The sequence below is a fragment of the Pseudomonas sp. SWRI50 genome (genome assembly GCF_014269095.1).
Classification (GTDB): domain Bacteria; phylum Pseudomonadota; class Gammaproteobacteria; order Pseudomonadales; family Pseudomonadaceae; genus Aquipseudomonas; species Aquipseudomonas kermanshahensis.
This window is the reverse complement of sequence record NZ_JABWRW010000030.1, coordinates 62,036-75,446: the sequence shown is the minus strand read 5'-3', so window position 1 is coordinate 75,446 and position 13,411 is coordinate 62,036. Positions and strand designations below refer to the sequence as shown.

Here is a 13,411-nt window from a genome sequence, read left to right as displayed (position 1 = left end):
CAACTCGCTTACTAACTTTGTTCTCTGCTCGACAACGCGGTCCAAAGGGCTGGCTGATTTCCCAGAGGATGGAATGCCCTCAGAAATTTGAACAAGACAGTTGCTCCCACACCGATCAGCTCTGCTGCATAAAAAGGAGCTGTGACCGTGGGAGCCGGCTTGCCGGCGATGGGCTGCGCAGCGGCCCCTGACCCCGGATCAGGCTTCGTGATCTTCCCAGTCGCGGGTACGGTCGACGGCCTTCAGCCACCCGGCGTAAAGCTTCTCTTTCTGCGTCTCGTCCAGCTGCGGGCTGAACTCGCGCTCGATGATCGCCTTGTCGCGCAACTCATCCAGGCTGCTCCAGAAACCACAGGCCAGGCCTGCCAGGTAGGCGGCGCCGAGGGCTGTGGTCTCGCGCATTTTCGGGCGCTCCACGCAGGTGCCGAGGATGTCGGCCTGGAACTGCATGAGGAAGTTGTTGGCCACCGCACCGCCATCCACGCGCAATTCGGACAGGCGATAGCCGCAATCCTGTTGCATGGCGTCCAGCACGTCACGGGTCTGGTAGGCGATCGATTCCAGCGCTGCACGAATGATGTGGTCGACCTTCACCCCCCGCGTCAGACCGAACAGGGCGCCACGGGCATAAGGGTCCCAATAGGGGGCGCCCAGGCCAGTGAAGGCGGGCACCAGGTACACGCCGTTGCTGTCCTTGACCTTGCTGGCGAAGTACTCGGTATCGAGTGCGTCGTTGACGATCTTCAGCTCGTCACGCAGCCACTGCACGGTAGAGCCACCATTGAACACCGCGCCTTCCAGTGCATAGGCCACTTCACCTCGCGGGCCGCAGGCAATGGTAGTGAGCAGGCCGTGGGACGAGTTGACGGCCTTGTCGCCGGTGTTCATCAGCAGGAAGCAGCCGGTGCCGTAAGTGTTCTTGGCCTGGCCGGGCTCGACGCACATCTGGCCGAACAGCGCAGACTGCTGGTCGCCAGCGATACCGGCGATGGCAATGCCGCTCTTGGTGTGGCCGTAGACTTCGGAGGAGGGGCGAACCTCGGGCAGCATCTGGCGTGGGATGCCGAGGATTTCCAGCAGTTTTTCGTCCCATTCCAGAGTGTGAATATTGAACATCAGCGTGCGCGACGCGTTGGTGTAGTCGGTGACGTGCACCTTGCCGCCGGAGAATTTCCAGATCAACCAAGTGTCGACGGTACCGAACAGCAGCTCGCCACGTTCGGCGCGTTCACGGGCGCCTTCGACATTGTCGAGGATCCACTTGAGCTTGGTGCCGGAGAAGTACGGGTCGGTGACCAGGCCGGTGGACTCGCGGATGTAGTCTTCATGGCCATCACGCTTGAGCTGCGCGCAGATTTCGGTGCTGCGGCGGCACTGCCAGACGATGGCGTTGTAAACCGGGCGGCCGGTTTCCTTGTCCCACACCACCGTGGTTTCACGCTGGTTGGTGATGCCCAGCGCAGCGACCTGGGCGTGGCTGATGCCCGCCTGGGCGAGGGCCTCGACCAAGGTGGCGCTCTGGGTGGCGAAAATTTCCATCGGGTCGTGTTCGACCCAACCCGCCTGCGGATAATGCTGGGCGAATTCACGCTGGGAGGTGCCGACCACATTGGCGTCGCGGTCGAAAATGATGGCCCGCGAACTGGTGGTGCCCTGGTCCAGGGCGATGATGTAGTTCTTATCCAGGGTGTCTGTCATGGTCGTAGGCCTTGCAAAAATGGGAAGTCAGGGCTTGGGCGTGAGGCCACATCAGTTGACTTGAGTATCGCCCTGGCGATTGTCGTTTGTCTCAGCGCTTGCGGTTGGCGCGACTGGCAGGTTGCGGGCGATCAGGCCGCGATACGCTGCGGCGCCCAGGCATGCGCCAAGGATCGGTGCGAACACCGGTACCAGGAAATAAGGAATGTCCCGTCCGCCAGTGAAGGCGATTTCGCCCCAACCGGCCAGGAAAGTCATCAATTTTGGCCCGAAATCGCGGGCTGGGTTCATCGCAAAGCCGGTCAGCGGCCCCATGGCGCTGCCGATCACGGCAATCAGCAGGCCGATGAGCAGCGGCGCCACAGCGCCACGTGGCAGGCCATTGTTGTCGTCGGTCAGGGCCATGATCACGGCCATGAGGATGGCGGTGATGACCACTTCCACCAGGAACGCCTGGCCAGTAGACAACGAGGGGTGCGGATAGGTGGAGAACACCGACGCCAGCTCCAGGCTTTCGCTGCTGCCTCGTAGCATGGCGTGGGCTTGTTCGAAATCGAAGAACAGGTTGCTGTACAAGGTGTAGACCAACGCTGCGCCGCAGAAGGCGCCGCATACCTGGGCCAGCATGTAGAACGGCAGTTTGCGCTTGTCGAAGCCGGCGAACAGGGTGAGGGCGATACTCACGGCCGGGTTCAGGTGCGCGCCGGAAACACCAGCGGTGAAGTAGATCGCCATGCTCACGCCGACGCCCCAGATAATGCTGATTTCCCACAGGCCGAAGCTGGCACCCGCGACTTTGAGCGCGGCGACGCAACCGGTGCCGAAAAAGATGAGCAGGGCGGTGCCAAGAAATTCGGCCAGGCATTGGCTGGACAAGGTGGGTTCGCGTAGAGCAGTCGTCATGTATGACCTCGTTTTTTTTGTTGTGAGGCGCGTGGCGCTCGACAGCAAAGCCCGGAGTCGATCCCCATTGACCCCAGGCAGATACAGGAAATGCACCTTAAATGTGCACCATTTCTTCAGAAACGAAAAAATATAGACAAGAAACGCTTATGTCAAAGGTCGAAAGTGAACGGTCAGTCACGTTTTGGACGTAGTGTGGGGTCGCGAAACCGCACGCTAGACAGGTGCGTAGCCTCCGAACTGGCTGGGATGTGGGATATGTCCTAAAGTAGCCGCCGACTTGTCCCTGACCGGAGCCTGCGCATGACCCCCGCCCTAGACCTGTTGAAAAAAGCCCGCGCCGAGCATCGTGTGCACAGTTATGAGCACGATCCTAAATCGGCCTCCTATGGTTTGGAGGCAGCGGAAAAGCTCGGGCTTGATCCGCAGCAAGTGTTCAAGACCTTGCTGGCGAGCAGTGAGAAAGGTGAGTTGCTGGTGGCCGTGGTGCCGGTGGTGGGCACCTTGGACCTCAAGGCACTGGCCCATGCGGCGGGTGTGAAGAAGTGCGAGATGGCCGACCCGGCGGCGGCCCAGCGGGCTACGGGGTATCTGGTCGGTGGCATCAGCCCGTTAGGCCAGAAGAAGCGCTTGCGCACCTTTATTGATGACTCGGCGCAGAACTTTGCAACCATCCATGTCAGCGCCGGGCGGCGTGGGCTGGAGGTGGAGTTGGCGGCGGCGGTGCTGGCTGAGCATACCCAGGGCACGTTTGCCGGTATTGGCAGGGGTTGAAATCGCAGGGGCCGCTGCGCAGCCCATCGCCGGCAAGCCAGCTCCCACCCGAACTGTGTAGCCTCCAAGTCTAGCGCCGCACCTGTGGGAGCTGGCTTGCCAGCGATGAGGCCAGACAAGCACCACAAGACAGTTGCTGGAACGGTACCACTTTCAGGGTTAGCACTGTACCTGTGGGAGCCGGCTTGCCGGCGATGGGCCGCTAACGCGGCCCCAGTTTTCGGTCAGGTCGCCGAGCTGTAGCGGCGAACGCCATTTTCCTGCCGTGGCAACTGCGCCGCGACACTGCCCGGCACTGGGAACAGCACCAGGTGATCGGCCGCCACGGCAATCCCTACACCCTCACCGACCTGATGATCGATATGGCTTGGGAAAATCGCCTCCAGTTGGCTGCCGGTTGGCAGTTGCAGGCGATACAGGGTCGAAGCCCCCAGGAAGCTCTTGCCCACGATACTGGCGCGCAGCAGGCTGTCTGGCGCATACACGATATCGTCAGGGCGCAGCAGCACATCCACCGAGCTGCCTGGCGCCATGATGTAGGCGCGGTTACCGCGCAATTCGCCAAGTTCGGTATTGACCGCCTCGTGGCTGCTCATCTGGCCGCGGATGAAGTAGCCCTGGCCAATGAAGCTGGCCACGAACGGCGTCTGCGGCTCGTGGTAGAGGTTGTAAGGCGTATCCCACTGCTCCAGGCGACCTTCCTTGAACACACCCACCTGGTCGCTGACGGCAAACGCTTCCTCCTGGTCGTGGGTCACCAGAATGGCGCTGGTACCCCGGCTCTTGAGGATGTCGCGCACCTCATGGCTCAAGCGGCGGCGCAGTTCCACGTCGAGGTTGGAGAACGGCTCGTCGAGCAGCAGTAACTGAGGCTCTGGCGCCAACGCGCGGGCCAGGGCGACCCGTTGCTGCTGCCCACCGGACAGCTCGTGCGGATAGCGACCGCCCAAGCCGCCCAGCTTTACCAGTTCGAGCATCTCTTCGACCACCTCACCCTGGCGCGGGTGCTTGGCGATGCCGAAGGCGATGTTCTGGGCCACGGTCAGGTGCGGGAACAGGGCGTAGTCCTGAAACACCATGCCGATGCGGCGTTTTTCCGGAGCCAGGGTGAAGCCGGCACGGGAAATGACCTCGCCCGCCAGTTGGATCTCGCCTTCATGGATAGGCTCGAAACCGGCGATGGCGCGCAGGGTGGTGGTCTTGCCGCAACCGGATGAACCCAGCAGGCAACCAATGTCGCCTGCGTTCAGGTGCAGGTTGAGGTTCTGGACGATGCGCTGGTCGCCGTAGCCGCAGGCGAGGTTGCGCAGGTTGAGCAGTAGGGGTTGACTCATGCGTGGTGGTAAGCCGGTTCTACAAGGAATTCGAGAAGGGCCTTCTGTGCATGCAGGCGGTTTTCAGCCTGGTCCCAGGCGACCGAACGAGGGTCGTCGAGCAGGTCATGGCTGATTTCCTCACCACGGTGGGCGGGCAGGCAGTGCATGAACAGGGCGTCGGGTGCCGCCAGGTCGAGCAGTTCGCGGGTGACCTGGTAAGGCGCGAAATGCGCCAGGCGGCGTGCAGTTTCCTCCTCCTGGCCCATGGAAGTCCAGACATCGGTGGTCACCAGGTGGGCGCCGCGCACGGCTTCCTTCGGGTCGCGGATGATCTGCACGCGATCACCGCCCAGCGCCATGAAGCGTGGGTCCGGGTCGTAGCCTTCTGGGCAGGCGATGCGCAGCTGGAAATCGAACTGCTGGGCGGCTTCGATATAAGAGTTACACATGTTGAAGCCATCGCCGATCCACGCCACGGTCTTGCCCTGGATCGAGCCACGGTGTTCGACGAATGTCTGCATGTCGGCCAGCAGTTGGCACGGGTGCGACTCATCGGACAGGCCGTTGATCACCGGTACGCGCGAGTTGGCGGCGAACTCGGTGAGGGTGCTGTGGGCGTGGGTGCGGATCATCACCACGTCGACCATGCTCGACAGCACGATGGCGCTGTCGCTGATTGGCTCGCCACGGCCCAGCTGGGTGTCGCGAGGTGACAGGAAGATGGCCTGGCCGCCGAGCTGGATCATGCCTGCCTCGAACGACACGCGGGTCCGGGTCGAGGACTTTTCGAAGATCATGCCCAGCACGCGGTTTTTCAGCGGCTCGAACAGTACGCTTCGCTTGCGCAGCTCCTTCAGCTCGATGCCGCGGCGGATCACCCCGAGCAATTCGTCGGTGGTGAAGTCCAGCAGGGAGAGAAAGTGCCTAGCGCTCATGTTTGACTACCTTATCTGCAACGGTATGCAGGTCGACCGTATGGTTTTTTTTGACAACGGGAGTGACCTGCGGCGTAAGCCGCACGGGGCGGACGAAATAGGGAAAGGCGCAATACTATAATTAAATGTCGCCTGAAACCAAGAGGGGAAACAGCAGCTCTGTTGCAAAGGGTGTCGTTACCCCTTGAGCGTGCGCTGTTTTTTATTTGCTACAGAGGTTGTACACGGCTTGCCCGCAATTTGGCAAATGCGTGTCGCGAATCGTTTGGCTGATGTCGGGGAATTCACAGCGCAAAGCGCGCTGGCGAGGGCCGTGGGCCGGGCGCATAGTCGTGATCGGACCCATGACAACGCAGAGGCGGCCATGACCAAGACCCTGCATCACCGTGCCTGTCACCTGTGCGAAGCCATTTGCGGGCTGAACATCGAAGTCAGCCATGAAGACGATGGCCGGGCGCTGATCAGCTCGATCAAGGGCGACCCCGATGACCCGTTCAGCCGTGGCCATATCTGCCCCAAGGCGGTGGCCTTGCAAGACATCCAGAACGACCCCGACCGCCTCCGTCAGCCGCACCGTCGGGTTGGCGAACGCTGGCAGGCGATCAGCTGGGACGAGGCCTTCGCCCTGGCGGCCGACAAGCTGTGGGCCATCCAGCAGGCGCATGGTCGCAACGCGGTGGCGGTGTATCAAGGCAACCCCAGCGTGCACAACTACGGGCTGATGACCCACAGCAACTATTTCCTCGGCTTGTTGAAGACCCGCAACCGGTTTTCGGCCACCTCGGTGGATCAGTTGCCCCAACACCTGGCCAGCCACCTGATGTACGGCCACGGTCTGCTGTTGCCGATCCCGGACATCGACCACACCGACTTCATGTTGATTCTGGGCGGCAACCCGTTGGCATCCAATGGCAGCATCATGACCGTGCCAGATGTGGAGAAGCGCCTGAAGGCCCTGCGTGCCCGGGGCGGTCAACTGGTGGTAGTGGACCCGCGGCGCAGCGAAACCGCGGCCATGGCTGACCGCCACGTGTTCATCCGCCCCGGCGGCGATGCAGCATTGCTCAGTGGCCTGCTCAATACCCTGTTCGACGAAGGCCTGACCCGCGCGTCTCACGTGCCGGCCAAGGGTGTTGATCAGGTGCGCAACGCAATTGCCCCGCTGACCGCTGAAGCCATGAGCCCGCTGTGCGGGATTGCCGCTACCGATATTCGCCAGCTGGCGCGTGATTTTGCGGCTGCCGACAAGGCCGTCTGCTACGGCCGCATGGGCGTATCGACCCAGGCCTTCGGCACCGTGTGCCACTGGCTGGTGCAACTGATCAACCTGGTCACCGGCAACCTGGATCGCGTGGGCGGCGCCCTGTGTACCGAGCCTGCAGTCGACGTGGTGGCGAGTACCTCGGGTGGGCACTTCAATGCCTGGCAAAGCCGGGTTTCGGGGCTGCCGGAGTACGCCGGCGAGCTGCCGGTGGCTGCACTCGCCGAAGAAATGCTCACGCCCGGTGACGGCCAGGTGCGGGCGCTGGTGACCGTGGCGGGCAACCCGGTGCTGTCCACGCCCAATGGTCGACAGCTGGACGAGGCGCTGGAGGGGCTCGAGTTCATGCTCAGCATCGACCTTTACATCAACGAGAGCACCCGCCATGCCGATTTGATCCTCCCTTCCACGTCGGCGCTGGAGAACGACCACTACGACAGCACCTTCAACTTGCTGGCGGTACGCAACGTGACACGCTTCAACCGCGCGATCCTCGCCAAGCCAGAAGGCGCGTTGCACGATTGGGAGATCTTTGTCGGCCTGGCCAAGGCCTTTGCCGAGCGTGCGGCATTGGAGCTCAAGCCGACCCTGCCCCCGGCGCAGATGATCGATTGGGCTTTGCGCAAGGGGCGCTATGGTGATGAATCGGCCTGGAAGCTCTCGATCGAAACACTGGATCGACACCCCCATGGGCTCGATCTGGGGCCGCTAGGCGCCAATCTGCAAGCGCGCCTGCGCACCGCCAGCAAGGCCATCGAGGCGGCCCCTCAGGTGCTGCTCGACGACTTGACCAGGGTTGCCCGACAGGCACCGTTGGCCGCTGGGGCGTTGTTGTTGATTGGCCGCCGCCACGTGCGCAGCAACAACTCGTGGATGCACAACTTCCACCGGCTGGTCAAAGGCAAGCCGCGCCACCAGCTGTTAATGCACCCTGATGACCTGCTGCAACGGCAACTGCAGGATGGCCAGCGCGTGCGCATACGTTCGCGTACCGGCACCCTTGAGGTTGAAGTGCAGGCGTGTACCGACATGATGCCGGGCGTGGTCAGCCTGCCACACGGCTACGGCCATGGGCGCCAGGGCGTGCACCTGCAGGTCGCCCAGGGGCAACCCGGGGTCAGTGCCAATGACCTCACCGATGAGCGCTTGCGCGATCAGGTGTCGGGCAATGCCGCCCTCAATGGCGTGCCTGTGCACGTCGAGGCCGCCTGAGCAACGGCAAGGCCGAGCATACCGCTCGGCTTTCCGATACAATGCGTCACCGTGCCGACCATCGAGTCGGAAAGTTCAGACGAGGTGTTCCATGGATATCATCGAAACGATCAAAGAGCAGATTGCCAACAACACCATTCTGCTTTACATGAAAGGCTCGCCGAATGCCCCGCAGTGCGGGTTCTCGGCCAAGGCATCGCAAGCTGTGATGGGTTGTGGCGAGAAGTTCGCCTACGTCGACATCCTGCAGAACCCGGAAATCCGCGCCAACCTGCCCAAGTACGCCAACTGGCCAACATTCCCGCAACTGTGGGTAGCAGGCGAGCTGGTCGGCGGTAGCGACATCATGCTGGAAATGTTTGAAAACGGTGAGCTGCAAACCCTGATCAAGGATGCTGCTGCCAAGGCGAAGGCTTCTGAAGCCTGATCCTCGAACGCCCATAAAAAAACCCGCTCATGGCGGGTTTTTTTATGGGCCGGATTTTACTCTTCGCCCATCTGCGACTGCAGGTAGTTCTCGATGCTGATCTTGTCGATCAGGCTCAGCTGGGTTTCCAGCCAATCGATGTGCTCTTCCTCGGACTCGAGGATGTCTTCGAGCATTTCACGCGAACCGAAGTCGCCAACGGTTTCACAGTGAGCGATGGCGGCTTTCAGGTCGATCAGGCCTTTCTGTTCGATCTTCAGGTCGCACTCGAGCATTTCTTTGGTGTGCTCGCCGATCAGCAGCTTGCCCAGGTCCTGGACGTTCGGGATGCCTTCGAGGAAGAGAATACGCTTGATCAGTTTGTCAGCGTGCTTCATCTCGTCGATGGATTCCTTGTACTCGTGCTTGCCGAGTTTGTTCAGGCCCCAATCTTCGTACATGCGTGCGTGCAGGAAGTACTGGTTGATCGCGACCAGCTCGTTTCCGAGGATCTTGTTGAGATGCTGGATGACGCTTACGTCGCCTTTCATGACGGGTTCCTGCCCTGTAGAAGTGTGCCAATACAGAGAAGTTTGAGCCTGATACTTAGGGCTGTCAAACCTAAGTTATTGAATAATAAGTGAAAATGAATAGGAATAAGAATGTTTGTGAAGCGCGTTGGAGTGCTAAGTTATTGAATTGCGGGCATAAAAAAACCGGACGCTAGGTCCGGTTCTTCAAAATAGGGGGTTTCAAGCGGCGGTAAATTCTACCGGATAGGGCAGGGCAGCCTGGCTGACCTGAAGATCGGTCAAGGTCTCGCGGACCACTTGCTTGGCAAGGCAGGCACATTTACCGCATTGGCTGGCGACGTTGGTCGCGGCTCGAACTTCCTTGTAGCTGCAGCATCCGTCATAGATCGCATCGCGGATCTGTCCGTCGGTCACGCCGACACAAAGACACACATACATAAAGTCGGACCATCGCTGGTTGAGATGGTCTGGAGCTTAATGGTAATGAGAATGCTTGTCAAAAGTCTTTCTGAGAGGGGTGTGCTTGAGCGACCGGCGGTTGGATTCGGTCTGTCATGAGAAGCCGTGTATGATGGTCGGCCTTTGTTGGATGTCGGGCAAGCCCGTCTGGCCCGGCAAACGGTTTTTCACCCTCATCAGGAGATAACAATGAGCGTACTCGTTGGTAAACAAGCCCCCGACTTCACCGTTCCCGCTGTACTGGGCACTGGCGAAATCGTCGACAGCTTCAACCTGGCCTCGGCCATCAAGGGCAAGTACGGCCTGGTGTTCTTCTACCCGCTGGACTTCACCTTCGTCTGCCCGTCCGAGCTGATCGCCCTGGACAACCGCATCCCAGACTTCCAGGCTCGCAACGTTGAAGTGATCGGCGTTTCGATCGACTCGCACTTCACCCACAACGCCTGGCGTAACACCCCGGTCAACAACGGCGGCATCGGCCAGGTGAAGTACACCCTGGCTGCCGACATGACCCACGAAATCTGCAAAGCCTACGACGTCGAGTCCGAAGGTGGCGTGGCCTTCCGTGGTGCCTTCCTGATCGACACCAACGGTGTTGTCCGTTCGCAGATCATCAACGACCTGCCACTGGGCCGTAACATGGACGAGCTGCTGCGTCTGGTTGACGCCCTGCAATTCCACGAAGAGCACGGCGAAGTCTGCCCTGCCAACTGGAAGAAAGGCGACAAAGGCATGAACGCTTCGCCAGAAGGCGTTGCTGCATACCTGAGCGAGAACGCTGGCAAGCTGTAATTGCCAAGCGCATAAAAAACCGGCCCTCGTGGCCGGTTTTTTTGTGCCTGCATTTGGGGCCGCAAAGCAGCCCCAATATCTCAACTCAGTCGTTGAAATCGCGCCAGCCGCCCATTTCCTTCCAGCGGTTGACGATGCCGCAGAACAGCTCGGCCGTCTTCTCGGTGTCGTAGCGCGCCGAATGCGCCTCACGCCCGTCAAAGTCGATGTCGGCACTCTGGCAGGCCCGCGCCAGCACGGTCTGGCCATACGCCAGGCCCGCCAGGGTGGCGGTGTCGAAGCTGGAGAACGGGTGGAAGGGGTTGCGCTTGAGGTCGTTGCGGTTGACCGCGGCATTGAGGAAGCCCAGGTCGAAGCTGCTGTTGTGGCCGACCAGGATTGCGCGCTTGCAGCCGTTGGCCTTGAGCGCTTTGCGCACGCCGCGGAAGATATCGGTCAGCGCGCTTTCTTCACTCACTGCCATGCGCAGCGGGTGGTCCAGCTTGATGCCGGTGAACTCCAGTGCGGCAGCCTCGATATTAGCCCCCTCGAACGGCTCTACCCGGTGGAAGTAGGTGTGTTCGGGGAACAGGAAGCCTTTCTCGTCCATGCCGATGGTGACGGCGGCAATTTCCAGCAAGGCATCGGTGGCGCTGTTGAAGCCGCCGGTCTCGACATCCACCACCACTGGCAGGTAGCCACGGAAGCGCTCAGCCATCGGGTGGCGCGAGCCGCTGCCGGCCTGGCCGTCCTGATCGTCTTCGTAGAGGTCTTCGCTCACGCGTTTTCCTCCAGCAGGCGCCAGCGCAGCGTCTCGCCGGCACGCAGCGGTATCACGGTCTGCTCGCCAAACGGCAGGCTTTCAGGGGCAGTCCACTCTTCGCGGACCAGGGTGATAGTGTCGGTGTTCGCCGGCAGGCCATAGAAGGCCGGGCCGTGCAAGCTGGCGAAGCCTTCGAGTTTGTCCAGCGCGTTACGCTGCTCGAACGCTTCGGCGTACATCTCGATGGCCGCGTACGCGGTGTAGCAGCCGGCGCAACCGCAGGCCGCTTCCTTGGCGTGACGGGCGTGAGGGGCCGAGTCGGTGCCGAGGAAGAATTTCGGGCTGCCACTGGTGGCAGCATCCAGCAGCGCCACCTGGTGGGTGTTGCGCTTGAGGATCGGCAGGCAGTAGAAGTGCGGGCGGATGCCGCCAACCAGCATGTGGTTGCGGTTGTACAGCAGGTGCTGGGCTGTAATGGTGGCACCGACGTTGGCCGAGGCCTCGGTGACGAACTGCGCGGCATCGCTGGTGGTGATGTGTTCGAACACCACTTTGAGCGTCGGGAAGCGTTCGACCACACGGCGCATGTGCTCGTCGATGAAGCGCTTCTCGCGATCGAACACGTCGATCTCGCTGCGGGTCACTTCACCGTGCACCAGCAGCGGCATACCAACGTCGGCCAGCGCTTCGATAGCGGGGAAGATGTTGTCGATGCTGGTCACGCCTGAATCGGAGTTTGTCGTGGCGCCGGCCGGGTACAGCTTGGCGGCGTACACGATACCGCTGGCCTTGGCCGCGCGGATGTCCTCGGGGCTGGTGCGGTCGGTGAGGTAAAGCACCATCAGCGGTTCGAAGCGGCTGCCGGCCGGGCGCGCGGCAAGGATGCGCTCACGGTAGGCGCCAGCTTCGACAGCATTGCGCACCGGCGGTACGAGGTTGGGCATGATGATGGCACGGGCGAAGGTACGCGCCACATCGCCAACGGTATGGGGCAGGACGGCACCATCGCGCAGATGGATGTGCCAGTCGTCGGGACGCAGGAGGGTCAGGCGATCGGACATTGGGGATTCCAGGCGGGTCGAACTCAAGGCCCAATGCTACCGGAAAACCCTGGGCCGAGCACGGCTATCAAGTTTTTCAGGTGGCGTCCGATACCCTGCAGGTAAGCCGTCAGAATTTGTGGAGCCGCCCGTGCGCCAGCGTTACCTAGCCCTGTTGACCCTGTTCGCCAGCCTGCCGGCCGGTGCACTGACTTTCCAGACGCGCATGGAGAACATTGCCTGGCAAGTCGAGGGCGACCAGTTCCAGTGCCGCCTGATCCAGCCGATCGACGGTTTTGGCAGTGGCGAGTTCGTGCGCCGGGCCGGTGAGCTGCCGGTGTTCCAGCTGCGTTCGCACAGTAACGCGCTGGGGGCTGGGTCTGCGACGTTGCTGGCCGCGGCGGCGCCTTGGCAGCCGGGGCGTGGTGATATCAACCTGGGTGTGGTGCGGATGGCGCGTAGCGGCGTGCTGTTCAGCTCGTCCCAGGGGCAGGCCGGCCGACTGATCAATGGTTTGCTCGATGGCCGCAGCACGGTGGTGCGCAACTACAACGGTGAGGCGGGGCGGGCCATGGAGGTGCGAGTACTGCCGGTGAGTTTCGCCAAGGCCTACAGTGACTACCAGGCCTGTGCCAGCAAGTTGCTGCCGATGAATTATGACCAGGTGAGGCAGACGCAGGTGGGCTTCCCGGGGGGCGGCATCGATCTGGACGATTCGGCTCGGTCCCGGCTGGACGTTGTGCTGGATTACATGAAAGCCGACCCGACGGTTAACCACATCCAGCTCGATGGGCACTCCGACAACAGTGGAAACCGCCTGACCAACCGTGACCTGTCGCGCCGCAGGGCAATGGCCGTGGCGGACTACTTCAAGGCCCATGGCGTGCCCGAGGCTCAAATCACCGTGCGCTTCCATGGCGAGCGTTACCCATTGGCGAAGAACAACAATGCCGCTAACCGGGCCCGCAATCGGCGGGTGAGTATCGAGCTGGGCCGGGTTGCGGAGGTTGAGAAACCGGTGGAGAAGCCGGTTGAGCAAACCGTGCCAGCTGCTGCTCCGGCGCCAGCTAGCCCGGCTGCCGTGGCGCCGGCGGCGAAGCTACCCTGAGGTCGTGGGGGCATGGCAAGTGATTGCTTCGGGGCCATTGGGGGTTCGCCACAGCATATTCAGCGCCTGTGAGATCGAGCGCCGCCCGCGCGGCGCTCGATCTGACAGGCGCTACACCTCTCAAGCCATGCCCCCGCATGCCCAGACCGCAATACCTCCCAAGCATCCATTCAGGCAACGTCGCGCCCTCGACAATTACTGTCGCTTTGTCGTCAGAAGCTGTCGCCCCACT

Annotated in this window: 13 protein-coding genes; 5 read left to right on the top strand and 8 right to left on the bottom strand. The window is 61.6% G+C overall.

Annotated elements, in window-relative coordinates:
* Positions 1-198 precede the first annotated feature (198 nt).
* Both glpK and HU750_RS23945 read right to left on the bottom strand, forming a co-directional pair.
* The gene (gene glpK, locus HU750_RS23950; protein ID WP_099455148.1) at positions 199-1,698 is read right to left on the bottom strand and encodes a glycerol kinase GlpK; all 1,500 of its coding nucleotides are present in this window, start codon (positions 1,696-1,698) and stop codon (positions 199-201) included.
* Between the two features lie 51 nt (positions 1,699-1,749).
* On the bottom strand, positions 1,750-2,601 hold the full coding sequence (locus HU750_RS23945) for an MIP/aquaporin family protein (protein WP_027594186.1): 852 nt from the start codon (positions 2,599-2,601) through the stop codon (positions 1,750-1,752).
* A 303-nt stretch (positions 2,602-2,904) separates the two neighbouring features.
* On the opposite strand from HU750_RS23945, the gene ybaK reads away from it, so the two are divergent.
* Entirely contained in the window at positions 2,905-3,375 is a 471-nt protein-coding gene (gene ybaK, locus HU750_RS23940) for a Cys-tRNA(Pro) deacylase (RefSeq protein ID WP_054899441.1), read from the top strand.
* A 224-nt stretch (positions 3,376-3,599) separates the two neighbouring features.
* Here the strand turns inward: ybaK and HU750_RS23935 are convergent, their stop codons facing one another.
* Both HU750_RS23935 and argF read right to left on the bottom strand, forming a co-directional pair.
* Positions 3,600-4,709: an ABC transporter ATP-binding protein gene (locus HU750_RS23935; protein ID WP_186682767.1), complete on the bottom strand. Its 1,110-nt coding sequence runs from the start codon at positions 4,707-4,709 to the stop codon at positions 3,600-3,602.
* On the bottom strand, positions 4,706-5,626 hold the full coding sequence (gene argF / locus HU750_RS23930) for an ornithine carbamoyltransferase (RefSeq protein WP_186682765.1): 921 nt from the start codon (positions 5,624-5,626) through the stop codon (positions 4,706-4,708). The genes HU750_RS23935 and argF overlap by 4 nt, the downstream gene beginning before the upstream one ends.
* A gap of 364 nt (positions 5,627-5,990) precedes the next feature.
* Here argF and HU750_RS23925 point away from each other — a divergent pair, with 364 nt between their 5' ends.
* Together HU750_RS23925 and grxD are read left to right on the top strand one after the other, a co-directional pair.
* Positions 5,991-8,099, top strand: a complete 2,109-nt coding sequence (locus tag HU750_RS23925) for a molybdopterin-dependent oxidoreductase (RefSeq protein ID WP_186682764.1) — start codon at positions 5,991-5,993, stop codon at positions 8,097-8,099.
* 91 nt (positions 8,100-8,190) lie between these two features.
* Complete coding sequence (grxD, locus tag HU750_RS23920; protein WP_012313029.1) at positions 8,191-8,526, top strand: Grx4 family monothiol glutaredoxin; 336 nt, start codon at positions 8,191-8,193, stop codon at positions 8,524-8,526.
* Between the two features lie 56 nt (positions 8,527-8,582).
* On the opposite strand, the gene bfr is transcribed toward grxD, so the two are convergent.
* Positions 8,583-9,056, bottom strand: a complete 474-nt coding sequence (gene bfr, locus HU750_RS23915; protein ID WP_027594191.1) for a bacterioferritin — start codon at positions 9,054-9,056, stop codon at positions 8,583-8,585.
* Positions 9,057-9,257: 201 nt separating this feature from the next.
* Positions 9,258-9,476: a bacterioferritin-associated ferredoxin gene (locus HU750_RS23910; protein ID WP_099455144.1), complete on the bottom strand. Its 219-nt coding sequence runs from the start codon at positions 9,474-9,476 to the stop codon at positions 9,258-9,260.
* A 210-nt stretch (positions 9,477-9,686) separates the two neighbouring features.
* Here HU750_RS23910 and HU750_RS23905 point away from each other — a divergent pair, with 210 nt between their 5' ends.
* Positions 9,687-10,289 carry a peroxiredoxin gene (locus HU750_RS23905; protein WP_027594192.1) on the top strand — a complete coding sequence of 201 codons (603 nt, stop codon included), beginning with the start codon at positions 9,687-9,689 and terminating at the stop codon, positions 10,287-10,289.
* 85 nt (positions 10,290-10,374) lie between these two features.
* Here the strand turns inward: HU750_RS23905 and rnt are convergent, their stop codons facing one another.
* Together rnt and pyrC are read right to left on the bottom strand one after the other, a co-directional pair.
* Positions 10,375-10,986, bottom strand: coding sequence for a ribonuclease T (gene rnt, locus HU750_RS23900; RefSeq protein ID WP_371097688.1), 612 nt, complete (start codon positions 10,984-10,986; stop codon positions 10,375-10,377).
* Between the two features lie 59 nt (positions 10,987-11,045).
* The gene (pyrC, locus tag HU750_RS23895) at positions 11,046-12,092 is read right to left on the bottom strand and encodes a dihydroorotase (RefSeq protein WP_186682762.1); all 1,047 of its coding nucleotides are present in this window, start codon (positions 12,090-12,092) and stop codon (positions 11,046-11,048) included.
* A 130-nt stretch (positions 12,093-12,222) separates the two neighbouring features.
* On the opposite strand from pyrC, the gene HU750_RS23890 reads away from it, so the two are divergent.
* Positions 12,223-13,179: an OmpA family protein gene (locus tag HU750_RS23890; RefSeq protein ID WP_186682760.1), complete on the top strand. Its 957-nt coding sequence runs from the start codon at positions 12,223-12,225 to the stop codon at positions 13,177-13,179.
* The last annotated feature ends 232 nt before the right edge of the window (positions 13,180-13,411 follow it).

What these genes read in the sequence shown, in the direction of transcription:
- glpK (WP_099455148.1), bottom strand. Translation starts at nt 1,698, where the DNA reads ATGACAGACACCCTGGATAAGAACTACATCATCGCCCTGGACCAGGGC.
- HU750_RS23945 (WP_027594186.1), bottom strand. Translation starts at nt 2,601, where the DNA reads ATGACGACTGCTCTACGCGAACCCACCTTGTCCAGCCAATGCCTGGCC.
- ybaK (WP_054899441.1), top strand. Translation starts at nt 2,905, where the DNA reads ATGACCCCCGCCCTAGACCTGTTGAAAAAAGCCCGCGCCGAGCATCGT.
- HU750_RS23935 (WP_186682767.1), bottom strand. Translation starts at nt 4,709, where the DNA reads ATGAGTCAACCCCTACTGCTCAACCTGCGCAACCTCGCCTGCGGCTAC.
- argF (WP_186682765.1), bottom strand. Translation starts at nt 5,626, where the DNA reads ATGAGCGCTAGGCACTTTCTCTCCCTGCTGGACTTCACCACCGACGAA.
- HU750_RS23925 (WP_186682764.1), top strand. Translation starts at nt 5,991, where the DNA reads ATGACCAAGACCCTGCATCACCGTGCCTGTCACCTGTGCGAAGCCATT.
- grxD (WP_012313029.1), top strand. Translation starts at nt 8,191, where the DNA reads ATGGATATCATCGAAACGATCAAAGAGCAGATTGCCAACAACACCATT.
- bfr (WP_027594191.1), bottom strand. Translation starts at nt 9,056, where the DNA reads ATGAAAGGCGACGTAAGCGTCATCCAGCATCTCAACAAGATCCTCGGA.
- HU750_RS23910 (WP_099455144.1), bottom strand. Translation starts at nt 9,476, where the DNA reads ATGTATGTGTGTCTTTGTGTCGGCGTGACCGACGGACAGATCCGCGAT.
- HU750_RS23905 (WP_027594192.1), top strand. Translation starts at nt 9,687, where the DNA reads ATGAGCGTACTCGTTGGTAAACAAGCCCCCGACTTCACCGTTCCCGCT.
- rnt (WP_371097688.1), bottom strand. Translation starts at nt 10,986, where the DNA reads ATGGCTGAGCGCTTCCGTGGCTACCTGCCAGTGGTGGTGGATGTCGAG.
- pyrC (WP_186682762.1), bottom strand. Translation starts at nt 12,092, where the DNA reads ATGTCCGATCGCCTGACCCTCCTGCGTCCCGACGACTGGCACATCCAT.